This window comes from Campylobacter sp. CNRCH_2013_0671h (assembly GCF_025773055.1).
GTDB classification, from domain to species: Bacteria; Campylobacterota; Campylobacteria; order Campylobacterales; family Campylobacteraceae; genus Campylobacter_D; species Campylobacter_D lari_D.
Genome location: NZ_JAKMTG010000002.1, coordinates 126,709 through 149,758, shown reverse-complemented (window position 1 = coordinate 149,758; position 23,050 = coordinate 126,709). Strand labels below are relative to the sequence as shown.

The 23,050-nt window shown below is 27.8% G+C and carries 25 protein-coding genes; 8 read left to right on the top strand and 17 right to left on the bottom strand.

Annotation, left to right across the window (positions count from 1 at the left end):
* The gene (ilvC, locus tag L8X97_RS02400) at window positions 1-1,023 is read right to left on the bottom strand and encodes a ketol-acid reductoisomerase (protein ID WP_263659087.1); all 1,023 of its coding nucleotides are present in this window, start codon (window positions 1,021-1,023) and stop codon (window positions 1-3) included.
* A 107-nt stretch (window positions 1,024-1,130) separates the two neighbouring features.
* Between ilvC and L8X97_RS02395 the strand changes: the two genes are divergently transcribed.
* The 6 genes from L8X97_RS02395 (at window position 1,131) to L8X97_RS02370 (ending at window position 5,988) form a co-directional block, all read left to right on the top strand.
* A complete protein-coding gene (locus L8X97_RS02395) occupies window positions 1,131-3,071 on the top strand; it encodes a VacB/RNase II family 3'-5' exoribonuclease (protein ID WP_263662537.1) in 1,941 nt (646 codons plus the stop codon).
* Complete coding sequence (gene holA / locus L8X97_RS02390) at window positions 3,064-4,029, top strand: DNA polymerase III subunit delta (protein WP_263659085.1); 966 nt, start codon at window positions 3,064-3,066, stop codon at window positions 4,027-4,029. Before L8X97_RS02395 ends, holA begins: the two co-directional genes overlap by 8 nt.
* A 90-nt stretch (window positions 4,030-4,119) precedes the next feature.
* Window positions 4,120-4,494 carry a 30S ribosomal protein S6 gene (gene rpsF, locus L8X97_RS02385; RefSeq protein WP_133318789.1) on the top strand — a complete coding sequence of 125 codons (375 nt, stop codon included), beginning with the start codon at window positions 4,120-4,122 and terminating at the stop codon, window positions 4,492-4,494.
* A 3-nt stretch (window positions 4,495-4,497) separates the two neighbouring features.
* Window positions 4,498-5,028 (top strand): single-stranded DNA-binding protein, encoded by a 531-nt coding sequence (locus tag L8X97_RS02380; RefSeq protein ID WP_133318788.1) that lies wholly within the window; start codon window positions 4,498-4,500, stop codon window positions 5,026-5,028.
* A 10-nt stretch (window positions 5,029-5,038) separates the two neighbouring features.
* Entirely contained in the window at window positions 5,039-5,299 is a 261-nt protein-coding gene (gene rpsR / locus L8X97_RS02375) for a 30S ribosomal protein S18 (protein ID WP_039618521.1), read from the top strand.
* Between the two features lie 53 nt (window positions 5,300-5,352).
* Complete coding sequence (locus L8X97_RS02370; protein ID WP_133318787.1) at window positions 5,353-5,988, top strand: MarC family protein; 636 nt, start codon at window positions 5,353-5,355, stop codon at window positions 5,986-5,988.
* Here the strand turns inward: L8X97_RS02370 and L8X97_RS02365 are convergent.
* The 5 genes from L8X97_RS02365 to fliW form a co-directional block, all read right to left on the bottom strand.
* Window positions 5,981-6,295, bottom strand: a complete 315-nt coding sequence (locus L8X97_RS02365; RefSeq protein WP_263659083.1) for a hypothetical protein — start codon at window positions 6,293-6,295, stop codon at window positions 5,981-5,983. The genes L8X97_RS02370 and L8X97_RS02365 overlap by 8 nt on opposite strands.
* Window positions 6,296-6,393: 98 nt before the next feature.
* Window positions 6,394-7,122: a prepilin-type N-terminal cleavage/methylation domain-containing protein gene (locus L8X97_RS02360; protein WP_263660961.1), complete on the bottom strand. Its 729-nt coding sequence runs from the start codon at window positions 7,120-7,122 to the stop codon at window positions 6,394-6,396.
* Complete coding sequence (locus L8X97_RS02355) at window positions 7,106-7,402, bottom strand: hypothetical protein (protein ID WP_263660963.1); 297 nt, start codon at window positions 7,400-7,402, stop codon at window positions 7,106-7,108. Before L8X97_RS02355 ends, L8X97_RS02360 begins: the two co-directional genes overlap by 17 nt.
* On the bottom strand, window positions 7,399-8,127 hold the full coding sequence (locus tag L8X97_RS02350; protein WP_263662536.1) for a pyrroline-5-carboxylate reductase: 729 nt from the start codon (window positions 8,125-8,127) through the stop codon (window positions 7,399-7,401). Before L8X97_RS02350 ends, L8X97_RS02355 begins: the two co-directional genes overlap by 4 nt.
* Window positions 8,127-8,522 carry a flagellar assembly protein FliW gene (fliW, locus tag L8X97_RS02345; RefSeq protein WP_012661666.1) on the bottom strand — a complete coding sequence of 132 codons (396 nt, stop codon included), beginning with the start codon at window positions 8,520-8,522 and terminating at the stop codon, window positions 8,127-8,129. Before fliW ends, L8X97_RS02350 begins: the two co-directional genes overlap by 1 nt.
* Before the next feature lie 175 nt (window positions 8,523-8,697).
* Between fliW and bamD the strand changes: the two genes are divergently transcribed.
* Together bamD and lon are read left to right on the top strand one after the other, a co-directional pair.
* Window positions 8,698-9,354 (top strand): outer membrane protein assembly factor BamD, encoded by a 657-nt coding sequence (gene bamD / locus L8X97_RS02340; protein WP_133318782.1) that lies wholly within the window; start codon window positions 8,698-8,700, stop codon window positions 9,352-9,354.
* Window positions 9,354-11,732 carry an endopeptidase La gene (lon, locus tag L8X97_RS02335; RefSeq protein ID WP_263662535.1) on the top strand — a complete coding sequence of 793 codons (2,379 nt, stop codon included), beginning with the start codon at window positions 9,354-9,356 and terminating at the stop codon, window positions 11,730-11,732. The genes bamD and lon overlap by 1 nt, the downstream gene beginning before the upstream one ends.
* 10 nt (window positions 11,733-11,742) lie before the next feature.
* On the opposite strand, the gene L8X97_RS08380 is transcribed toward lon, so the two are convergent.
* The 11 genes from L8X97_RS08380 to L8X97_RS02280 form a co-directional block, all read right to left on the bottom strand.
* The gene (locus L8X97_RS08380; protein ID WP_412174898.1) at window positions 11,743-12,477 is read right to left on the bottom strand and encodes a methyl-accepting chemotaxis protein; all 735 of its coding nucleotides are present in this window, start codon (window positions 12,475-12,477) and stop codon (window positions 11,743-11,745) included.
* Between the two features lie 652 nt (window positions 12,478-13,129).
* Window positions 13,130-13,621: a PAS domain-containing protein gene (locus tag L8X97_RS02325; protein ID WP_263659078.1), complete on the bottom strand. Its 492-nt coding sequence runs from the start codon at window positions 13,619-13,621 to the stop codon at window positions 13,130-13,132.
* An 85-nt stretch (window positions 13,622-13,706) separates the two neighbouring features.
* Window positions 13,707-14,198: a PAS domain-containing protein gene (locus tag L8X97_RS02320; RefSeq protein WP_133318778.1), complete on the bottom strand. Its 492-nt coding sequence runs from the start codon at window positions 14,196-14,198 to the stop codon at window positions 13,707-13,709.
* Window positions 14,199-14,241: 43 nt separating this feature from the next.
* Entirely contained in the window at window positions 14,242-15,453 is a 1,212-nt protein-coding gene (ilvA, locus tag L8X97_RS02315; protein ID WP_263662534.1) for a threonine ammonia-lyase, read from the bottom strand.
* Window positions 15,446-15,817, bottom strand: coding sequence for a CoA-binding protein (locus tag L8X97_RS02310; protein WP_257928492.1), 372 nt, complete (start codon window positions 15,815-15,817; stop codon window positions 15,446-15,448). The genes ilvA and L8X97_RS02310 overlap by 8 nt, the downstream gene beginning before the upstream one ends.
* A gap of 64 nt (window positions 15,818-15,881) precedes the next feature.
* Window positions 15,882-17,066 carry an MFS transporter gene (locus L8X97_RS02305; protein ID WP_263662533.1) on the bottom strand — a complete coding sequence of 395 codons (1,185 nt, stop codon included), beginning with the start codon at window positions 17,064-17,066 and terminating at the stop codon, window positions 15,882-15,884.
* A gap of 13 nt (window positions 17,067-17,079) precedes the next feature.
* The gene (locus L8X97_RS02300) at window positions 17,080-17,403 is read right to left on the bottom strand and encodes a MarR family winged helix-turn-helix transcriptional regulator (RefSeq protein ID WP_133318774.1); all 324 of its coding nucleotides are present in this window, start codon (window positions 17,401-17,403) and stop codon (window positions 17,080-17,082) included.
* An 803-nt stretch (window positions 17,404-18,206) separates the two neighbouring features.
* Window positions 18,207-19,244, bottom strand: coding sequence for a tRNA (uridine(54)-C5)-methyltransferase TrmA (trmA, locus tag L8X97_RS02295; protein WP_263662532.1), 1,038 nt, complete (start codon window positions 19,242-19,244; stop codon window positions 18,207-18,209).
* On the bottom strand, window positions 19,245-20,957 hold the full coding sequence (locus L8X97_RS02290) for a Na+/H+ antiporter NhaC family protein (protein WP_263662531.1): 1,713 nt from the start codon (window positions 20,955-20,957) through the stop codon (window positions 19,245-19,247).
* A gap of 16 nt (window positions 20,958-20,973) precedes the next feature.
* Entirely contained in the window at window positions 20,974-21,720 is a 747-nt protein-coding gene (locus tag L8X97_RS02285) for an SDR family NAD(P)-dependent oxidoreductase (RefSeq protein WP_263662530.1), read from the bottom strand.
* On the bottom strand, window positions 21,717-22,964 hold the full coding sequence (locus tag L8X97_RS02280; protein ID WP_412175782.1) for an ankyrin repeat domain-containing protein: 1,248 nt from the start codon (window positions 22,962-22,964) through the stop codon (window positions 21,717-21,719). Before L8X97_RS02280 ends, L8X97_RS02285 begins: the two co-directional genes overlap by 4 nt.
* Window positions 22,965-23,050: the final 86 nt, after the last annotated feature.

Here is a 23,050-nt window from a genome sequence, read left to right as displayed (position 1 = left end):
TTAGTTTTTATCTTTATCAACTAATTTTTTAGCACTAATCCAAGGCATCATAGCGCGAAGTTCGCGTCCTGTTTTTTCTATCAAAGAATCATTCATTAATTTACGCTCTGCATGCATTCTTGCAAAATTCGCTCTTCTTTCTAAGATAAAATCTTTAGCAAAACTTCCATTTTGTATATCTTTTAAAACACCTTTCATAGCCTCTTTAGTTTCTTTGGTAATAATCTTAGGCCCTGTGATATAATCTCCATATTCAGCAGTATTAGAAACAGAATATCTCATATCAGCAATACCACCTTGATAAATCAAATCTACAATTAATTTCATTTCATGCAAACACTCAAAATACGCCATTTCAGGTTCATACCCTGCTTCAACTAAGGTTTCAAAACCAGCTTGGATTAAAGCACTAAGTCCTCCACAAAGCACCGCTTGTTCGCCAAATAAATCTGTTTCAGTTTCAGCTTTAAAAGTCGTTTCTATAATACCTGTTCTACCACCACCTATAGCACTAGCATAACTTAAAGCTAAATTTTTAGCATTTTTACTTTCATCTTGGTGGATAGCAATTAAGCAAGGAGTGCCCCCGCCTATACTAAATTCATGTCTTACAGTATGACCTGGAGCTTTAGGAGCTATCATAATCACATCTATACCTTTTGGAGCAACAATTTGTCCATAATGGATATTAAATCCATGTGCAAATGCTAGAGTTTTACCTGCTTTTAATTCAGTTTTAATTTCTTCATTAAAAATTTCACTTTGAATTTCATCAGGAGCTAAAATCATAATCAAATCTGCTTCTTTAGTAGCTTCTTTTACACTTTTTACTATAAAATTTGCTTTTTGAGCTTTTGCCCAACTTTGCCCACCCTCTTTTAAGCCTATGATCACTTCTACACCACTATCTCTTAAATTCATAGCATGAGCATGACCTTGAGAGCCAAAACCTATAATAGCTACTTTTTTTGATTTTATTAAATTAATATCACAATCTTTATCATAATAAATTGACACAGCCATTATGCACTCCTAAAATTAAAATTAAAGCAAAGATTATAACTAAAAAATATAAATTTAATCCTTTTATGATAAAATTTAAGTTTTGAAAAATTACTATAAAGAGTATTATGAAAGAATTATTTAATCAACTAAGCTATGGTCTAAATGCTGATGAAATTACCAATAAAAGCAAGCAAATCATTAGAGAGTTACTAACTTGCGATATCATTAAATTTTATAAAAACAAATACTATTTAAAAGATGGCTTTACTTTTGGTAAGATTGATATTTCAGCTAATGGAACGGGATTTTTAGAAAGTTTTGATCCTGTTTTTAAGCGTGATTTGCTCATAGAAAATAAAAATTTAAAAGGAGCAAATTATGCTGATATAGTTGTAGCAAAATTACTCCCTCTTAAAAAAAAGCGCCCAAGTGCTAAAGTTATTTTAATACTTAAAAGAGCCCATGAAACATCTTTGGTTATGACTAAAAAATACGGCGAAGCAGTCCTTGGAGTAAATATTCAAACAGGACTTACATGTGCCTTAAAAGCCTCTCAAAAATCCTTAAAAGCTCTGCCTTTAGGAACTATTTTAAAAATAGAAAATCATGATAATAATATCACTGAAGTGATAGGGCATATTGATGATGATTTTGTAGATGAAAAAATTTCCTTAGCACTTTTTAATAAAAATGCAGTTTTTGATAATTTATGTGAAAATGAAGCAAAAGCTTATGGAGATAAAGTTGATGCAAGTATGTATCCATCAAGAAAAGATCTTAGAAATTTAAATTTTTGCACCATTGATCCAATTGATGCAAAAGATTTTGATGATGCAATTTATTATGATAAAAATGAGCATGCTATTTATGTAGCCATAGCTGATGTAAGCGCTTATGTGCATGCTTATAGCGCTATTGATAAAGAAGCAAGATCAAGGGGTTTTTCGATTTATTTTCCTCATATTGCTATACCTATGTTACCAAGAGCTTTGAGTGAAAATATTTGCTCACTAAAACCTAATGAAGATAGATTAGCATTTTGTTTTAAAATAAGCTTAGATCAAAATAATGAAGTGATTAAAGAAGAGCTTTTTGAAGCTATTATCAACTCAAAACGCCGTTTTAATTACGATGAAGTTGATGAGTATTTACAAACGCAAGAAGATTTAGGCGCAATCAATTGGCTTTATGAGGTTTTCAAAATCACTCAAAATTTACGAAAAAAACGATTAAAAAATGCTTGTGAGTTTAAAACCCAAGAGCTAAGAATGACTTTAGATGAAAATAATAAACTCATAAAAACACGCCTTGAAAATGACACTGCCTCGCATAATTTAATCGAAGATTGCATGCTTTTAGCTAATAAAGCTGCAGCAAAACTCATTGATATAGGAGTTTTTAGAAATCATTTAAGTCCTGATTATAAAAAAATAGATCAATTGCTAGCTGATCTTTCAACACTTAGTATAGATATTAATCCTAAAAATAATGTCATAGAATTATTTAAAGACATTCAAGTCTTAGCAAATGAGCTAAATATAAGAGAAGAAGTAGATAAACTCATCATCAAGGCGCAAAAAAAAGCAGAATATTCTAGTGAAAATGCAGGGCATTTTGGCTTAGGTTTTGATAAATATACCCATTTTACAAGTCCTATTAGAAGATATTCTGATCTTATATTACATAGACTTTTAAAAGCTAAAATCAACAATGATGAAAAAATGTTTAATTATTTGCTTTTAAATATACAAAGCACTTGTGAGGAATTAAGCTTACTAGAAAGAGAGGCGGATAAAGTTGCTTGGCATTTCATGGATAGAAAATTTGCAAGATGGGCAAAAGAAAATATAGGAAAAAGATTTAAGGCTTTAGTGGTAGAAAATCAAAGTTCATTACAAGTAAAATTAAATGATGAAATTAAGGGAGCTTTGATTACCATCGTAGGTTCAAGGGCAAATTTATTAGAAAATGTAGAAGTAGAAATCACTGAAGTAGATATTGTTAGTGCTAAAATTTTTGGCAAAATCACCAAGTATTTTAGTTTAGAAAGAAACCAAAATGTATAAAAATCAACTCCAAAGTTTACTTAATAGCAATAATTTTCCTAATTATTTCTTACTTTATGGAGCGGATAATTTCCAAATAGAGCTTTATACTAAATTTATTAAAGACAAATACTCTTTTGATGAGAGTTTAAGATTTTATTTTGAAGAATATGATTTTAAGCAAGCATATGATTATTTATCTAGCGCTTCCTTATTTAGCGAAAGAAAATTGCTAGAAATCAAAACTCAAAAGAAAATCCCAAGTAAAGAACTCAAGCAACTTTTACAGCTTTGTCAAAATTCGCAAGATAATTATTTTTTACTTGAAATTTATGATGAAAGCTCCAAACAAAGTGAAGCGGAGAAAATTTTTGCTAATAATTTTTGTAGATTTTATAAAGTAAATTCAGCTAAGGAAGGCATGGAATTACTAGCTTTAAAAGCTAAAGAATTAAATATTAACATTACTCAAAATGCCCTTTATGCTCTTTTTTATAATTTTAATGAAAATTTATATTTAGCAGCTAATGAGTTAAATAAATTTAGTGGTCTAAATATCGATGAAAAAATTATCCAAGAGCATTGTTATAGTTTAAGTACTATTAGTTTTGAAAGTTTTTTTGATAAATTAATGCAAAAACAAGATTTAAGAAACGAACTTGAAAATATTTTAGAAAATTACAATGAAATAGCATTGATTAATGCCTTATATGCAAATTTTTCTAGACTTTTTAAAATAGCTTTACATATTAAAATTTATGGAAATTTAGACTTAAAAGAAATTTTAGGCTATGCTCCACCTATTTCTGTGGCACAAAATCTTCAAAAACAAGCTCTTATGATCAAAATATCACAATATAAAAATATCTTTCTGATACTTTGTAATTGCGAATATGAATTAAAAAAGAATTCTAAAATAGAAAAAAAAGAATTTTTAATCGCAACACTTTTACAACTTAGCTCCATATTAAAAAGTTAAATTAAGAAAACTTATGGTAAAATGAAATTTGCATTTTATGCAAAATCCTTGCCTAAAATTTTAGGCTTTATATCCATAAGGAGAAATTAAATGAGACATTATGAAGTTTTATTCATATTAAAACCAACACTTACAGAAGAAGAAGTAAGTGCTAAGTTGGAATTCGTAAAAGAAGTCCTTACAAAAAATGGCGCGGAAATTGAAAGCGTAGTTCCAATGGGAACAAGAAAACTTGCGTACAAAATTAAAAAATACGAAAGAGGAACTTATTTTGTGATTTATTTCAAAGCTCCTACAAATTTAATAGCAGAGCTTGAAAGGGTATTAAGAATCACTGAAGAAGTAATCAGATTTTTAATCGTAAAATATGAAAATAAAAAAGAAATTGCAGCTTGGGAAAGACTAAGCAAGGGTATCAAACAAAATAAAAAAGAAATTAAAGCTAGTGAAAGCACAGAAGGCTAATTAATGTTTAACAAAGTCGTTTTAGTAGGGAATCTTACAAGGGACATAGAAATGCGTTATGCTCCATCAGGTAGCGCAATAGGCTCTTCTGCTATAGCTGTAACAAGAAGATTTAGTACAAATACAGGAGAAAAAAGAGAGGAAACCTGCTTTATCGACATTAGCTTTTTTGGAAGAACTGCAGAAATTGCTAATCAATACCTTAATAAAGGTAGTAAAATTTTAATCGAAGGTCGTTTGAGATTTGAGCAATGGAGCGATCAAAATGGACAAAACAGATCAAAGCATAGTATTCAAGTTGAAAATTTAGAAATGCTAGGTTCAACTGTACAAAATAATCAACAAAGTAATTTTGAAAATCAAAATTATGGTTATAATCAAAATTTTAATCAACAACAAAGCTTTGATCCTTATGCTCAAGTACAAACTAGAACAAATTCATCTAATAATACCTATCAAAATCCTCAAAAGGAAGCCCCTATGAAGGAAATTGATATTGATAAATATGATGATGATACAGAATTACCATTTTAAAGGAAAAAACATGGCAGAAAAAAGAAAATACTCACGCAAATATTGTAAATATACTGAAGCTAAAGTTGATTTTATAGACTATAAAGATACAGCATTGCTAAAACATGCTTTATCAGAAAGATTTAAAATCATGCCACGCCGTTTAACAGGCACTAGCAAAAAACACCAAGAAATGGTTGAAGTTGCTATTAAGCGTGCAAGACATGTAGCACTTATCCCTTATATCGTAGATAGAAAAGAAGTTGTTACTAATCCTTTTGAAGGACTATAATTATTAAATCAAACCCAAGCTTTTTAAGCTTGGGAAAATAAAAAGGTTGTTTTATGTTTTCAGATATAGAATCTGAAATTTATGTTATTTTACTTGCATCCGTTGCTATTATAGCAGTTTTAAATCCTTTTGGAAATCTTCCACAATTTATTGCAATGACTGAAGGTTTAGATGCTGATACAAGAAAAAAACTTTTTAGAAATATCATTTACACTGCATTTTGTATTGTTTTAGTTTTTTTACTTTCTGGACCATTTATCATGAAATATTTATTTAAAATAGATATTAATGATTTACGAGTTGCAGGTGGTTTGATTTTAATCATTATGAGTACAAAAAATCTACTTTTCACCCCATCAAGCACTCAATTTCAACACTATCAAGGATTAAGCCACAAAGAATTATTAAAAAAAAGTATAGTGCCAATGGCATTTCCTATGCTTGTAGGACCTGGAACACTTTCTACCATAGTAGTTATTTCAGAAGATCAAAATTTAGCTATAGCCATAGCTTCTGTATTACTTACTTTTGCTTTTATTTTTGCTTTATTTCACTTTTCAGCTACTATTGAAAAAGTTATCGGTAAGCTTGTGCTTTATGTTTTTTCACGCATTGCTTTAGTTTTTATTATGGCTATGGGAGTAAAAATGATAGCTATTGGAATTCAAACTTACATTCAATCTACCTAGGATAAATAAAAAAACTTTTTTGTAAAAACACTTCTTCATTTACTGCTTTATTGGTATTTAACAACACACTAATATTTACCGCTACAATACTTTTTGCATGAACATACTTTGCAATTAATTTATTATTTTTACATTCACCCAAAGGATAAGCATAATCAATTCGTATTTTTATATTATTATATTCAAAATTATATTCACTTAAGCATTCTTTACCCTCCAAATAGGCTTGATATAAAAAATATTTAGCAAACTCTTTTGCATCATGAAGTAAAATATTTCCTTGAGTATAAAGCGCTAAATCTTTCATAATTCTTGGTGGATATGAAGAAATTTTTATTATAAACGCCATAATAAAAGAAATAAATAAAATAAAAAATATTGTATATATCATTGCAAATGATTTTTTCACAAAAGCATCCATTTATCTAAACATCTATTTTGAGTATTACTGCAAATTGTAATTTTTAATAACTCGCCATCATGCTTGAAAATAAGTTTTGAAATATTTTGAGCTAATAAAAATACTTGTTTGTTATGATTTAAATCATCAATTTGCATATAAATATTTTTATTTTTCAAATACACCTTAATATAAGCATATAAAATAGTATAAAATCCGCTAAAACTCTCATCAAAAAAATTGATTTTTTCTCTATCATCAACTAATATTTTATAGATTTTTGAATTTTTTATATCATAAATATACATATAATCACTAGTATATATTTTCAACTTCTTCATACTATGCATATCTTTATAATTGCTCAAAATTCCTTCAGAAATTCCATTTTCTATAAAATACAAATTACTTTTTGGGCTAAAAAAACTTTCATTATTTTCTAAAATAATACCACTGAAGTTTAATTTTTTTAATGACAAATCATAAAAAATATCATCATTTGCACTCATATAACACTCAAAAGAATTACTTGTAAATATTGCATTCAAGCAAGAATTATAAATTTTCTCCATGCTAAGTAAAGCTTGATTTAAATCAAAAAATATTTCACTAGATTTTTTAACATTAAAACTATAATTATAAATATACATAGCTGGATTAATTAAAATAGTAATTAAAATACCCAAAATAACAAGACTTAACGCAAGTTCCAATAAACTAAAAGCCTTTTTCATCTACAAAAGCTTCTTTATAGGATAAATCTTTTATTTTTAAAGATTTGAGTTTAAATTCATCACTAGTGTATTCTAAAAAGTTGTAATTATTTATATTTATCTCTTTTGCTTTATATGAAGGAATTTTCTTTAGCAATTCTTTTTCTTCATTAAAAAGGGTTTGATTTTGCCATATAGCATTTAAAGATTTATTTGCAAATACAAGATAATAAGATCCAAAAATAAAAGATAAAATTACAATACAAAAAGCAAGCTCTAGGAGACTAAAAGCTTGCTTCATTTATTTAAACTTGCATTAAAAGCTTCAAAAAAGGCACCGCGTAAAGCTCTTTTTTCTAAAGCTTCAATTCCTTTTATAGTTACTCCTGCTGGAGAACAAATTTTTTCTTTAATAATAGCAGGATGAGCATGATTAAACAAAGCACTAAAGCTTTCAAAACTTGCACGAGTAAGCTCATAACTAAGCTCATTTTTTAAACCATTTTTCACACCTGCATTAGCTAAACTTTCTGCTATCAAAGCCAAAAATGCAGGAGTACAACCACTCAAAACCATAGCTATATCAAATTCTTTTTCATTTTGCAAACTTATGGCTTTACCAAAAGTATTTAGCAAAGATAAAATTTCATCTTTAAATAAATCTTTTTCCATTAAATAAGCAGTTGTAGAAGCTTTAAATTCGGCTGCTGTATTTGGCATAATTTTCACATAATTTTGTGCATCAATACAATGAAGCCGCTCAAAAGTAGTGTTTGCTAAAACCGAAATAAGCCATCTTGCCTTGCCTTTTAATTTAACAGCTACTTCTTCTAACGCATAAGGTTTAAAAGCCAAAATAATATTTTTATTATCCATATCAAACTCATCATACGATAATACTTTTAAATTTAAACCGCTGGCTTTTTTTAAATCCCTAGCAACAATAACTACTTTATAAGTATCCTCTAAACCTTTAGCTATAGCACTTGCCATAGCACCATTTCCTAAAATATAAATTTCAGACATTATTTTGTTTGTTTAATAAAAGCTGAAATCTTTTCAGACTGAAAATAATTAGGATATTTGCTTGTATCTAAAATCACTTGCACTAAAGAGTTATTATCATAATTCATCACAACAGGTGCTAAAAAATTTACCGTAGATTCTTCTAATGGCTCATTAATAGCCACTATAACAAACACACCAAAATTAGTTTGCTCATTTAAAGCTAATAATTCTTGATAATAATCAGGCACTTCAAAATCATAATCAGGACGGATCATATAAGGATCAATCATCACAAAAGAAAAATCTTTACCATCAAGGCTTTTAAGTCTATAAAAAACCTCGTCTATTTTATAAAAATTCATATTTTTGGTATCTTCAAAACCTAAAATAGGACATTTAACTTCTAAGTTCATCTTGCCTCCTAAAATCTATTGACTAAGAAATTACAACTCATTAAGCAATTTTAGTTCCAATTTTAAAAATTACACTAATTAAGAGTTTTTGACTATAATTTTAGTTTTAAAAATTAACAATTTCATAAACATAAAAACATTATAATTACAATTATTAAATTTATAAGGTAACACAATGAAAAAACTTTTTATTTTTTCACTTATTATTGCGGGTTTATTTTTAGGAGCATGTAGCTCGAAAAAAGCTGAAGATTTATATAATCTAAGTTCTATGGAATGGTATCAACAAATTATAAAAGATTTACAAGAAAAAAATCTTGAAGCAGCTGATAAACACTATACTTCAATGGCAGGTGAACATATTGCTGATCCATTATTAGAACAAACTTTACTTATATTAGCTCAAGCTCATATTAGTGAAGAAGAATATGAAATGGCAAATTTTTATCTTGATGAATATTTAAACAAATTTGGTGATTCTAAAAATGTAGCTTATATAAGATATTTAAAAATCAAAGCTAAATTTGACTCTTTTGCTGTTCCAAATCGTAACCAAGCTTTAATGCTAAAAACAATAGAAGAAATCAAAGAATATAATCAAAACTATCCTAATGTACAATATAATGATTTAATCGATACTATGCTAACTAAATTTAATCTTGCAGTTTTTTACCTTGATACAAGTATAGCAGAGTTATATCAGAAAAAAAACAGAGAACAAAGCTATGAGATTTATAAGCAAAAAATCGAAAATTCCGATTTTAATAAAATCGATATGATTAAACCAGAACTTCCATGGTATAGAAAAATATTTGAAGAAGGTATAATGTAATGAAATTAGAAAATACTCAAAACTATCCAACAAAACTTCCCATTCTTGTAGAAGATGAGCTTTTTTTATACCCTTTTATGATAACACCTATTTTTTTAAATGATATGCAAAATATTAAAGCCTTAGATACCGCTTTACAAAATGAAAGTATGATTTTTGTGGCACCATCAAAAATTGAAGGTGGGCGTGGCTTTGATGATATATATGATTGTGGTGTCATTGGGAGTATTATGAGAAAAGTTCCACTGCCTGATGGTAGGATAAAAATTTTATTCCAAGGATATGCAAAAGCCAAGATTGTTGAGAGAATTTCGGATGATCCTTTATATGCTTTAGTTGATTTAATTCATCAAGAGCCAATTTGCAATACAAAAAAAGAAGCTATTATAGAAGTAGTTAGAGAAAAAGCAAAAGCTTTATCGACTGTGAGTCATTATTTTCCACCTGATCTTTTAAGAACTATAGAAGAAGATGTCGAACCTAGCAGAATTTGTGATCTAATATTAAATTCTATTAAAATCAAAAAACAACAAGCTTATGAATTTTTTATCGAAACTAATTTAGAAACTAAGCTTTTAAATTTAATTGATTATTTAGCTAAAGAAATTGAAGCAAATAAAATCCAAAAAGAAATCAAAAATAAAGTTCATTCTAAAATTGACAAGGTTAATAAAGAATACTTTTTAAAAGAACAACTCAAACAAATTCAAAGAGAGCTTGGAAGCGATATACAAAAAGAAAGCGAAGTAGAGGAATATAATAAAAAATTAGAAAAGAAAAAAGCTTTTATGTATGAAGAGGCTTATAAAGAAATCAAAAAGCAAATTCAAAAATATGAAAGAATTCATCAAGATAATTCAGAAGCTTCTATGGTGCAAACTTACATAGAAACGGTTTTAGATATACCTTTTGAGCACTCCTCAAAGAAAAAACTAAATTTAAAAGATGTATCCTTGCAACTCAATAGTGATCACTATGCCCTAGAAAAACCGAAAGAGCGTATTGAAGAATACTTTGCAGTTAAAGAACTTTTAGAAAAACGCAAGATTAAAGATAGAGATGGTGCAAAAGTCATCTTGTGCTTAGTTGGCCCTCCTGGTGTTGGCAAGACTTCTTTAGCAAATTCAGTCGCAAAGGCATTAAAAAGAGAGTTAGTACGCATAGCTTTAGGTGGTTTAGAAGATGTTAATGAACTAAGAGGACATAGAAGAACCTATATAGGAGCTATGCCAGGACGTATTATACAAGGACTTATAGAAGCAAAACAAAGCAACCCAGTAGTTGTGCTTGATGAGATTGATAAACTAAGTCGCAATCATAGAGGAGATCCAAGTGCAGTTTTACTTGAAATCTTAGATCCTGAACAAAATACTAAATTTAGAGATTATTATCTAAATTTCAACATCGATTTAAGCAAAATCATTTTCATAGCTACTGCAAATGATGCAAGTTTAATTCCACCTGCTCTAAAAGATAGAATGGAATTTATAGAACTTAACTCTTACACTCCTCAAGAGAAATTCCAAATAGCCAAAAACTATCTCATACCTGATGAAATAAAAAAACATGGATTAAAAAAAGAAGAAATAAGCTTTAGTGATGATGCTATAGAATTAATAGTGAATGAATATACTAGAGAATCAGGTGTAAGAAATTTAAGAAGAAAAATTGCTGAAATTTGTAGAAAATGTGTTAAAAAACTTCTTTTAGAAAAAGATATTAAAAATATTGAAATTAATGATAAAAATTTAAAAGATTTTTTAAGTAAAAAAGTCTTTGAAATAGAAAAGCACGAAAAAGAAAATAAAATCGGACAGGTAAATGGACTTGCTTGGACTGCAGTAGGTGGAGATGTATTGAAAATCGAAGCCATTAAAATCAAAGGCAAGGGTGATCTAACTTTAACAGGGAGCTTAGGTGATGTAATGAAAGAATCAGCAAAAATTGCTCAAAGTCTTGTTAAGAATTTAATCGATGATGAACAAATTAAAGTCTCAAAGAAACTTTTCTACAAAGAAGATGAAAACATATACAATCAATACAATCTTCACATTCATGTACCAGATGGAGCCACTCCAAAAGACGGACCAAGTGCAGGCATAACTATTACCACAGCCATTGCTTCTATTTTTAGCGACAAGAAAGTAAAATCAAATGTTGCAATGACTGGAGAAATTGATCTAATGGGCAATGTTCTACCAATAGGTGGTTTAAAAGAAAAACTTATTGCTGCTTATAAAGCTGATATTAAAACAGCCATTATCCCACATAAAAACTATGAAAGAGATTTAAAAGATATTCCTGAAGAAGTAGTAAAAAATATGAAAATTATTGGGGTGAAAAATTTACAAGAAGTTTTAAAAATAGCTCTTATCTAAATTAGAAGCTTTAAGCTTCTAATTTATTCATAACTACTCTACTTTCATTTTCAAGTTCTCTTATATCATTAATAATAGAGTCATAATCTTCTTTTGATATATTGTCCTTTTTAGCTATTTTTATAGCTTTACTTGCCGCGCTTTGTATTTTCTCACTCTTAATCTCCATTTCATTTTGAGAAATTAAAGGACAGAAAATACTTTTTGCATCTTCATCTTTACATAAAGTTGAAATAGGATCTAGATTTTGAAGATTTTCTTGAGAACCATTTAGAGTTAAATAAACATCAGATTTATATAATATATGATCTATTTTCATTGCAGAAAGAGTTAAATCAGAAGCAAAATTAACAAATTCTTTTCCTAAATGAGAGCTTTTATCCTCTAATTCTTTAAATGCCTCACTAAAATCAGCAACTTTACTATCAGAAGAATTTGCAATATCAAATACTTTTTCGCTATTTTCTTGTATAGAAGCAATTTCTTGATTCATTACTTGAATTGCTAAAGTAATTTCACCTGTTGCTTTTTGTGTTTTTTCAGCAAGTTGTCTTACTTCATCTGCAACTACCGCAAAACCTCTACCATGCTCTCCTGCACGAGCTGCTTCAATAGCTGCATTTAATGCAAGTAGGTTAGTTTGATCTGCAATATCCCTAATTACCTCAACAATTGCATTGATACTCTGAGCATTAGATGCAAAAGTATTTACAGCATTTTTACTTTCATCGGCCACTTGCATCATTGATGAAATTGAATCCTGTAAATTACCTACTTCTAAACCATTTTTTTGTGCTGTATTTGAGATTATTCTAATATCACCAAAAACTTCTCTCATAAGTTTGATGATTTTATTTAATGCAGAAGACAAATCATTTAAATTTTTATTTTGACTATTTAAACTCAAGTCCATAAGTTCTCTTGATAAAGCATTTTTAAAAACAGATTTTCCTGTTTTTTCTATATCATCTAAAGCTTTATTAATAAAGTTAATATTATGAACAAAAATACCTTTTAAACCTTCAGGGATAGCTCTTCTAAAATATTCACCTTTTTGAGAACAAGCAATTGAAGTATTTATCTCTCTTAAATAAGCTTCTAAACCATCTATTGTATTATTAAGATTATCAGCAATTTCTTTTAATTTTTTATTAGCACATTTAATATATACAATTCTTGAATCAAAATTACCATTTTTTAACTCTCTACTAAGATGTAAAATCTTATCGCTAAATTGTTCTTCTTTTTTTAAAATAAACAATCCATATATAAATAAACAAAACAAAACTAAAAAGAAACCTAAGGAAATAAACTCTGCATAAAACAAAGAATTAATACAGGCTACTATGCTTAAAACTATACCAAGAAACAAAATATTTTTCATAAGAAATCCTTTTTTATTTTTGAATTTTCATCATTAGTTCATTATAGGTCACCCCATAAGATTTTACTATTGCTTTTAACTCTTCTATTCCAGATTTAATACCACCATCTTTTTCTTTCAACAAAAGAACTTTATAAATTTCTTCTATTGTTTTGATAGCTTCCATATTTGGTTTTCTTCTAACTGAATAATAATTTAAAATGTTTCCATTTTCATCACATGAAGCAGTTACATTAGCAAAAACCCAATAATAATCATTATATTTTGTTTTATTTTTTACAAAAGCAAAAACTTCTTTTTTAAGCTGAATGTTATCCCATAAATATTTAAAAACCGTTCTTGGCATATCAGGATGACGCATGATACTGTGAGGTTTGTATAAAATTTCCTCAATTTTATAATCAGAATATCTCAAAAAATCCTCATTTGCATAAATAATCTCACCTTTTAAATTAGTTTTTGATGTTATTAAAACATCCGAGGTTAGAATTTTTTCTGAAGACATAACACAATCTCCTTAGTTTAAAATTAAAATGGGAGTAATTATATCTCAATATAAAATAATAATTTATAAACAAAATTTATCAAATTCATCTTTGAAGCTCTAAAATTAATTGATTATAACTCATACCATAAGAATTAACTATCTTAACAAGTTCATCCACTCCGGCTTTTATACCATCTTTTTCTTCTATTTCTAAAAGAATTTTATAAACTTGCTCTATGGTTGATATTGCCTCTCTTTTAGGTTTTCTTCTAACTGAATAATAATTTATAATATTTCCTTGTTCATCAAAAGAAGCTGTAACATTAGTAAAAACCCAATAATAATCATTTTGTTTGGTTTTATTTTTAACAAAAGCAAAAATTTCTTTTCCATCTTGTATATAATCCCATAAACATTTAAAAACAGTTTTTGGCATATCAGGATGACGCACAATATTATGAGGTTTATATAAAATTTCCTCCATTTTATAACCCGCATATTTTAAAAAATCATCATTAGCATAAATAATATCCCCTTTTAAATCTGTCTTAGAGGTTATTAATGTATCTGGTTCTAAAATTTTTTCTTGCGACATTTTTTTCCTTATAATTTATTTACAAAATATTATATTTCATTTATCATAAAATTTCATTGAAATTAAAACCTTTGTCATAAAGTATCTTTCTAACTAATTCTTGATGTTCTTTTCCTTTTGTTTCCAAAGTAATTGAAATCATCGCATCACCATACTCTAGCTTAGTGGAAAATCTATCATAATCAATTTTAACTATATTAGCTTGAGCTTCTTTTATAGCATCACTCAAAGTACTCAAAGCTCCTGGTTTATCAACCAAAGTAACATTGATAAGCATTTTTCTAAAAGCCTTAAACAAACCTTTTTCTATGATAATATTTAACATTTGCACATCAATATTTCCACCGCTTAAAATCACGCCTATTTTTTTATGATTTTTTAAATCTATTTTTTTATGTAAAAGTGCAGCAACTGCTGATGCTCCAGCACCTTCAACTGTGATTTTGTGTTTTTCAAGTAAATACAACACCGCATTAGCTATTTCTTCATCATCAACTTGAATAAAATCATTAACACATTCAAGAATAATATCAAAATTAATTTTATTTACATCACGCACCGCAATACCATCAGCTATGGTTCTCACAGCCTTTGAATTGATTATTTTTTTACTTTTAAAACTCTCATACATAGCAGGAGCTCCTTTAGCACTTACTCCAATAACTTTTATATTAGGATTAATCTGCTTAGCAGCACTCGCCACTCCACTAATCAAACCTCCACCACCAACTGGAGCTAAAATCATATCTAAATCACTTATTTCATCAAGCATTTCAAGCATTAAAGTACCCTGCCCTGCTATAATACTTTCATTTTCAAAAGGATGAATAAAATTTAAATGATGTTCTTTAGCATAATTTAACGCATAAGCATAAGCCTCATCAAAATTATCTCCTTTTAAAATCACTTTTGCACCTAAATTTTTAGTCGCACTTACTTTTAGCAAAGGTGTAGCTTCAGGCATAACAATCACAGCTTCTATCCCAAATTTTTTAGCACTGATTGCAACTCCTTGTGCATGATTTCCAGCGCTTGCAGCTATTACACCTGCTTGCTTTTGTTCTTTACTTAAATTAGCAATAGCATTATAAGCACCTCTGATTTTATAAGCACCTGTTTTTTGTAAATTTTCACATTTTAGAAAAACATCAGTATCTAAAAACTCACTTAAAAAAGAAGAGTGCACCAAAGGGGTTTTTAATACAAAATCTGCAATTTTTTGCTTTGCTTGATAAATTTTATTTAACTCAATCATGATTTACCTTTTTATCTAATTCTATTTTAATACAACGATCTTGAACGCAATTTATACCAAATTTTTTACATTTTTGCATTATTTCATCGTTAATAATACCAAGTTGCATCCAAAAATTTTTAACATTTTTAGCTAAAAGATCTTCAAAAATTTCATTTGCGTAACTTGCTTTTCTAAACATTACAACCGTGTCGATTTCAAAAGGAATTTCCCTTAAATTTCTATAAACTTTCTCGTTTAAAATAAAATCTTCTTTGGGATAGATAGGATAAATTGTATAAGATAAATCTTGTAAATATTTACTTACAAAATACGAAGGTTTTTCTTGATTAGGACTAAGTCCTATAATGGCGATATTTTTCATAGAACTTAGTATTTTATGAGTATCACACAATGCTTTTTCCTTACTTTTAAAAAAAGCATTGTATCTAAAATAAAATTAACAAAAAGTTTTTTTTAACTATTAATAAATAATATAAAACAAGAGCAAACAAAACAAGTACAACACAAAGTGCATAGACATTAGCAAAACCTATACTTGGTTCAACAATACCCAACAGATAAGGACTAACTCCTATGCCAAAATCCAAAGATAGAAAAAAAGTAGAATTAGCTAACCCCATTTTTTCTTTAGGAGCTAGTTTGATAGCCAAAGCTTGTGCGCTTGAAGTAGCATTTGCATAACCTAGTGCACAAAATATACCGGCGATAATAATCATATAAAAATTTTTTGCAAACGCAAGTAAAAGTAAACACAATATAAAACTAAATAATGAAAAAATTATTACAATATTAGCTCCATGTTTATCAAATACCTTTCCAGCAAGAGGTCTAAAAACTATAGAAAATCCAGCATATATTACAAAAAACATAGATCCAGCAAAGCTTAAATTTAAACTTTGAGTATAAGCACTCATATAAGCTATAATAGCTCCAAAAGGACATGCGATCAAAAAAGTAATCAAAGCTAAATTTAAAACTGATTTTTCAAAATAATTATAAATACTAAATTTTCTTTTTACATGATAATGTTTTTTAAATCTTCTTACTTTTAAAAAAATTGATAAAACTAATGCAAAGATAATACTCACACTTGCAATTAAAAAGCTTAGTTGAAATAAGTTGATAGAGTCAAGTTTTATGGCCAAAAAAGGCCCTAAAGCTGAAGTTAAAACAACACTCGTAGCATAATATCCTATACCAATTCCTCTTTTATTACTAGGTATTATTCTAGCAATAGCTGCCCCACAAGCACAAGAACAAATTCCATAGCAAACTCCAGCTAAAAAGCGTATCAATACCAAAAAATACACATTATAAAATTTCAAATACATTAAATTAATAAAAAGATAAAATAAAAGTGAAAATATAATCACTTTTTTTATATTAACACCATCAATAATAGAACCAAAATAAAGTCTAGAAAGCAAAGCACCTATAACAAAAGCACCCATTATAAGTCCTGCGGTGCTAGTTTGAAGATTTAAAACACCCAAAACATAATCTGTACTAGAAATAGTACTCATATAAAAAACAAGACAAATAACAAAATTTATCCCAAAAATACAGAAAAAATTTACATTAAATAAATTATATTTCTTACTAAGACCCATGAAAAAACCTTTCTTAAATTTTTTCATTGATATAATCAAGTAATTTTAAAAGCACTTCTTGATCTTGTTCATCTAATATATCTAAGATTTCTTTTTCATATTTTCTTATACAAACATTTGCATCAAAAAAAATTTCTTTACCCTTGGCACTTAAAGTAATGATCTTTTCTCTTTTATCATCAGCTTTTAAAAACTCTATATATTCAAGTTTTGCTAGTTTGGAAACAACTCTAGAAAGTATAGCTTTATCCATTTGATAAAATTCACATATTGGAGCTAAAGTGCTATTTTGATGATGGCTTAAATAAACAAAAACTCTCCAATCACTTGATTTCAATCCAAATGGCTTTAAAATTTCATTGACTTTATAGAGTATTTTTCTATTTGTATAAGTAATTTTTTGAAAAAATATGAGAAATCCTTTGTAAAAATTAATTGATTAAATCAACTATTTTAATAGTAACAAAGATTACATAAATTCTAACTTATATAAGTTTTTTCCTTAAATACATTCTGCATTTAAGATAAAAAATATCAAAAAATTAAAGCTTGTAACTTTGTTATAATATTTTAAATTTACAAATATTTGTAGTATTGACAAACTCAAATTAGCTTAGATTAAACTATGACATTAGAGACTTTATTTATACTAATAAAACTTGCATTATTATTTTATAATGCTTAATATAATTTAACATAAGTCAATAAATTTTACCACTGAGTATTGTAAAATATTAAAAATTATCACAATAAAGGTTGTAATCATGATCGATATTTATCCTTATATACTAATAATACATTTATTTTGTGCTATATTTTTTATAGGATTTTTATTTACCGATGTATTCTTATTAAGAAAATTAAATTTGGATATAAAAAATACAATTAAAATAATGCCACCTATTGTATTGATTTTATTTCTTAGCGGTTTATATTTAGCTCATTTTCACTTAAATTCATTAAATTGGATATTTATTTGCAAAATATTCTTTGCTTTATGTATTTTTATATTAATACTATTTTCTCTTTTTTATAAAATAATCTTAAAAAAACAAAATCCTTTTCATGCATATATTCACCCTATTGTATTTATTTTTACTATAATTATTGTAATATGTGCAAAATTAATGTTTTATATTGTTATTTGATTTTCAAATAAACACCACATTCAAGATGATTTGTGTTTGCAAATTGATCAAAAAATGCAAATTTGGATATTTTATGAGTTTTGCATAATTTCTCAAGGTTTTCTTTTAAAGTGATAGGATTGCACGATATATAAATGATATTTTCATAATTTTTAATAAGTTCAATCACACTTAAATCAAGTCCTGCTCTTGGAGGATCAACTAAGACATGAGATATTTTAAAACCATCTAAATCTATGTCTTTTAAGCGATTAAATTCCCTTTCTTTTTTCAATGCTTGACTTAACTCTTCACTAGAAAGCCTTGTAAAAGTTATATTTTCAATAGAATTTAAAACGCAATTTTTTAAAGCAAACTCAATATTTTTCTTAGAAATTTCAGTTGCTAAAACTTTTTTAAAATTTCTTGCTAAAGCTATGGTAAAATTTCCATAACCACAATAAAGCTCTAATAAATCTTGCTTAAAATCACTCTCTACACAAGATACAACCCATTCGATCATCTTTTCATTAATAAAAGTATTGGGTTGGATAAAACAATCATTATTAAACTCATATAAAAATTCATTTGTATTGATATTTAAAATTTGTCTTAAATTTTCTCCATTAAATACAAGTTTTTTACCCCTACTTCTTGCTATGAGCTTGAGATTTAATTTTTCTGCTAATTCTTGTAAATCTTGTGTGATTAGCTCTATATTTTTATGGAAAAGTAAAGTTATACTTAAATCTAATTTTGTAGCTAAAAACTCTACTCCAAAAAGCTTTTCTTTTAAATTTTCATTTAGATTATTTAATAAAATAGGCATATATTTTTGAATTTTTTCATCTGCTATATCAAAATTTTCAATAGGAATTTTTTTCTTATTTTCAAACATTGCATAAGAAATTTTCCCATTTTCATGATGATATATAGAAAATTCCGCCCTAGTTCTATAAGCTTTTAAAGGTGATTTAAAGCACTGAATTTCTCCATCATACAAAGAAGAAAACAATGCTTTGTTTAAAGCAATTTTTTCTTCAAAATGCATTTACGCATCTACCTTTTTGCCAACCACAAAAAGTAAAACTATCATAGCTAAGATTCCAAAAACAAGTCCTAACCATACATTAAGTCCTAATGCTACCGGTAAATAACCACAAAGTATACTGATAGCACAAACACTCAAAGCATAAGGCATTTGTGTACTAACATGAGCTAAAAGATCACACTTACTTCCCATAGATGAAAGTATAGTTGTATCAGAAATTGGTGAGCAATGATCTCCAAAAATAGCTCCTGTTAAAACCCCTGAAATATTAATAATCATATATTGGTGCAACTCTACTCCGCTTAATTCATTATGAACCCCAACAGCCATAGCTAAAGGAATAGCCAAAGGCATTAAAATACCCATAGTTCCATAACTAGTTCCCGTTGAAAAAGAAATAATAGAAGCAAAAATAAAAATTGCTGTAGGAAGCAAATAAAGAGGTGTTTTATCTGAAAATAAGTCAATTAAATATTTAGAAGTTCCCAAATCTTTAATCACAGAAGCTAATGACCATGCACAAAGTAAAATAATCACAGTCATAATCATAGTTCTCCAGCCATGAGTCCAAACCGCAATAGCTTCTTTTAAAGTAAATATTTTTCTATATATTCCCAAAATAATAGCTACTATGGTAGCTAAAAGTGCTGCTTGAAACAATACAACTGAAGCATCAGCTGCGCCAAAAGTCTCTCTAAAAGCAAATAAACTAAACGGTGCTGCATCAATTTGTGCTTTAACACTCACATCATCTAAGGCATTATAACCACTAAAATAAAAACCTATAAATGAAAACACAATCAAAACAGCCAAAGGTATAATAGCATTAGAAGCTTGTAATTTTACATGCTCTTTTGGCTCTAAGACCTTATCTTCTATATTATCAATTTGTTCATGACCATGAGAAAATTTACCTGCTCTAGCTCTAAGTTCAGCTTTTAACATAGGTCCAAATTCCCTACCTGTATAAATAGTCAAAACAACAAAAATCAACATAAAAAGATTATAAAATCTATAAGGTAAGGTTTGTACAAAGATTTCAAAAGCGTTAATTTCTTCTTTTACTACACCTAAATGTGCAAAAGTTGCATTATCAATTAGATCATATCCGCTGCGAATTAAAGAAATTTCAAGTCCTATCCAAGTAGAAATGATAGCAAGACCGGTAATTGGTGCTGCAGTTGCATCCATTATAAAAGCAAGCTTTTCACGGCTTACTCTAAATTTATCTGTTACCGGACGCATGATAGGACCTACGATTAATGAATTGGCATAATCATCAAAGAAAATAAAAATTCCCATGCACCAAGTAGCAAATTGTGAGCTTTTTGCTTGTTTAGCTTTAGTAGAAAGCCAAAGAGCTACTGCTTTTGTCCCCCCTGTTTTGGTAATAAGAGCTACAACACCACCTATAGTTAAAACTTGCAATAAAATTCCTGCATTACCCGGACTTGCCATGGCATTTACCACTTTGGAAATAAAGCCTGTAAAAGAAGCAATGATAGCATGGTAAATACTATTTTCAATAAGTCCTAACATAAAAGTACCACTTAATGCACCAATAAATAACGAAAGTACTACATCTTTAGCAACAAAAGCTAAAATAATAGCTATCACCGGTGGTAAAAGCGTCCAAGCTCCAAAAAGTTCTGCATTTGCTTGTGCATCAGCAAATAACAACAAAGGAGCTAATAATAAATAAAAAATTTTCATAATTATCCTTAAGTTTTTATATTTTTTCGCTAAAAGTTCCTGCCCATGTTTGAGTCACAGGCATAAGCTCTATTTCGTTAATATTAATATGCTCAGGTAAGCTAACGATAAAAGTAATAATTTTTGCTATATCTTCAGCTTTGATATATTTAGTATTTTCATAAACCTCATCAGCTTTTTTAATATCACCTTTAAATCTCACTTCACTAAATTCAGTTTTACAAAGCCCTGGAGCAATATTTGTTACTTTTATATTGCTTCCGCGCAAATCCGTTCTTAAAGCTTTAGAAAATTGTGCCACAAAAGCTTTCGTACCACAATAAACATTACCTCCATAATAAGGTACATTAGCTGCAATTGAGCCAAGATTAATTATGTGGGCATTTTTTGCTTTTCTAAGTAAAGGTAAAGCAGCTCTTGCTACATATAAAAAGCCTTTGATATTAGTATCTACCATGGCTTCAATATCTTCAATATCCAAAGAATCAAATTCATTTAAACCTAAAGCAAGACCTGCGTTGTTAATAAGCAAAGAAATATTGCCAAAATCTTGAGGTAAATTTTCAATTGATGCAAAAACTGCTTGTTTATCTCTAACATCAAGTTCTATGGGATAAATTTTATCCCCATAAAGCTCTTGTAGTTTTTCTAATCTATCTTTGCGTCTTGCTATAGCTATAACTTTATAATCAAGTTCTATTAAAGCTTTTAAACTCTCTAGTCCAAAACCTGAACTTACTCCAGTTATTAAAGCAATTTTCATGGCTGTGTCTCTTCATATAGCATTAAATTCTCATTTTCCTTTAAACCAAGTTTTTTTAGATATTTAATATTTTGTTCTTTTTTTGCAATTATGGCAAAATCAAGAGCATTAAATCCCAAATCATCAATTTCTTTATAATTTGCTTTGTAATCTATAAGTAACTTAAGCATTTTTACATCTGCATAGTTTGCTCCATGCATAAAAATATTTTTAGAAGTATGCTCAAGTGCACATAAAGTAATGAAATATGGCGTATTGCTTCCCATACTAGCAATAGAAAGTTTTTCATTATCGTTAATGTATTTTTGATTTACATTAGCTCCATTTTCTAACAAAACTTTTGCAACCTTATAATTGCTGTATTCAACTGCATAAAACAAAGGTGTTTTTCCAAAAGAATTTCTATAATCAATAATAGCCCCATTTTCTAATAAAAGCTTGACATTATCTGCACTATCTAATGCAAAAAACAAAGCAGACTCATAACCTTCATTTATTTTTACACCTAATTTTATAAACTCACTTATAATTTGACTTTCTCTATTGTTTAACAAAGCAGATTTAAAACCATTATTTAATTCTAAATTGCTAATTTTTTTAGAATAAATATATTCTTTTATTTGTTCTAAAGAGTTGTTTTTATTAGCCACAAATTTTTCAAAGTCCGAAATATCTTTAAAGATTTTAGTCTCACCAACTGCCCAATTTAAAAATTCATTCAAAGCATTACTAGCAAAGTAAATAGCACTTGCTTTATCTAGGTTAAATTCGTTTTGAAAATATTTTGTTAAAGGATTAATCGCATTATTATACTCTTTCCAAAATTCCTTAAAGAGCTTAAAATTTCCTATACTTTGATAAGCCCAAAATCTAAAATAAGCTTTTAATTTTGCAAATTTTTCTTCAAGTATTATAGGATCTTGTAAAGTTTTTTGATAAACTTGCGGATCAAGCGCAATTTCTAATAATTTAAAATCAAATTTTCTCAAATCGCTAAAATATTCCCCTCCCATACAGGCACTATTACTTCCTCTAATTTCATTAGCAAGCTCATATAATCTTTTTGTAATTTGACTATTTTTTAAAGAAAAATCGCAATTTAAATCTACTTGAGCAAAATCTTGAGAAACTTGTGGTTTAAACTCTTTAAAAAAATCCATCTTATTTTCTTTAACATACCCGCAAGTGTAATCTAAAGCTAATGCATTTAAACTTATAATCAAACTAAATAATAAAATCCTCAAATATTTTCCTTTGATATAAATTAAATCACTATTTTAACTAAATTTTTGCTTTAATAACAATTAATTAATTTAAAATTCATACAATG

Excerpts from the sequence above, each read along its gene's own strand:
- L8X97_RS02305 (WP_263662533.1), bottom strand. The coding sequence starts at position 17,066 with ATGGGTCTTAGTAAGAAATATAATTTATTTAATGTAAATTTTTTCTGT.
- L8X97_RS08380 (WP_412174898.1), bottom strand. The coding sequence starts at position 12,477 with ATGATGCAAGTGGCCGATGAAAGTAAAAATGCTGTAAATACTTTTGCA.
- L8X97_RS02350 (WP_263662536.1), bottom strand. The coding sequence starts at position 8,127 with ATGTCTGAAATTTATATTTTAGGAAATGGTGCTATGGCAAGTGCTATA.
- L8X97_RS02370 (WP_133318787.1), top strand. The coding sequence starts at position 5,353 with ATGTTTTCAGATATAGAATCTGAAATTTATGTTATTTTACTTGCATCC.
- L8X97_RS02355 (WP_263660963.1), bottom strand. The coding sequence starts at position 7,402 with ATGAAGCAAGCTTTTAGTCTCCTAGAGCTTGCTTTTTGTATTGTAATT.
- ilvA (WP_263662534.1), bottom strand. The coding sequence starts at position 15,453 with ATGATTGAGTTAAATAAAATTTATCAAGCAAAGCAAAAAATTGCAGAT.
- L8X97_RS02320 (WP_133318778.1), bottom strand. The coding sequence starts at position 14,198 with ATGTCGCAAGAAAAAATTTTAGAACCAGATACATTAATAACCTCTAAG.
- lon (WP_263662535.1), top strand. The coding sequence starts at position 9,354 with ATGAAATTAGAAAATACTCAAAACTATCCAACAAAACTTCCCATTCTT.
- trmA (WP_263662532.1), bottom strand. The coding sequence starts at position 19,244 with ATGCATTTTGAAGAAAAAATTGCTTTAAACAAAGCATTGTTTTCTTCT.
- bamD (WP_133318782.1), top strand. The coding sequence starts at position 8,698 with ATGAAAAAACTTTTTATTTTTTCACTTATTATTGCGGGTTTATTTTTA.
- L8X97_RS02285 (WP_263662530.1), bottom strand. The coding sequence starts at position 21,720 with ATGAAAATTGCTTTAATAACTGGAGTAAGTTCAGGTTTTGGACTAGAG.
- L8X97_RS02325 (WP_263659078.1), bottom strand. The coding sequence starts at position 13,621 with ATGTCTTCAGAAAAAATTCTAACCTCGGATGTTTTAATAACATCAAAA.
- L8X97_RS02395 (WP_263662537.1), top strand. The coding sequence starts at position 1,131 with ATGAAAGAATTATTTAATCAACTAAGCTATGGTCTAAATGCTGATGAA.
- L8X97_RS02360 (WP_263660961.1), bottom strand. The coding sequence starts at position 7,122 with ATGAAAAAGGCTTTTAGTTTATTGGAACTTGCGTTAAGTCTTGTTATT.
- L8X97_RS02365 (WP_263659083.1), bottom strand. The coding sequence starts at position 6,295 with ATGAAAGATTTAGCGCTTTATACTCAAGGAAATATTTTACTTCATGAT.
- L8X97_RS02290 (WP_263662531.1), bottom strand. The coding sequence starts at position 20,957 with ATGAAAATTTTTTATTTATTATTAGCTCCTTTGTTGTTATTTGCTGAT.
- rpsF (WP_133318789.1), top strand. The coding sequence starts at position 4,120 with ATGAGACATTATGAAGTTTTATTCATATTAAAACCAACACTTACAGAA.
- L8X97_RS02310 (WP_257928492.1), bottom strand. The coding sequence starts at position 15,817 with ATGAAAAATATCGCCATTATAGGACTTAGTCCTAATCAAGAAAAACCT.
- fliW (WP_012661666.1), bottom strand. The coding sequence starts at position 8,522 with ATGAACTTAGAAGTTAAATGTCCTATTTTAGGTTTTGAAGATACCAAA.
- L8X97_RS02380 (WP_133318788.1), top strand. The coding sequence starts at position 4,498 with ATGTTTAACAAAGTCGTTTTAGTAGGGAATCTTACAAGGGACATAGAA.
- ilvC (WP_263659087.1), bottom strand. The coding sequence starts at position 1,023 with ATGGCTGTGTCAATTTATTATGATAAAGATTGTGATATTAATTTAATA.
- holA (WP_263659085.1), top strand. The coding sequence starts at position 3,064 with ATGTATAAAAATCAACTCCAAAGTTTACTTAATAGCAATAATTTTCCT.
- rpsR (WP_039618521.1), top strand. The coding sequence starts at position 5,039 with ATGGCAGAAAAAAGAAAATACTCACGCAAATATTGTAAATATACTGAA.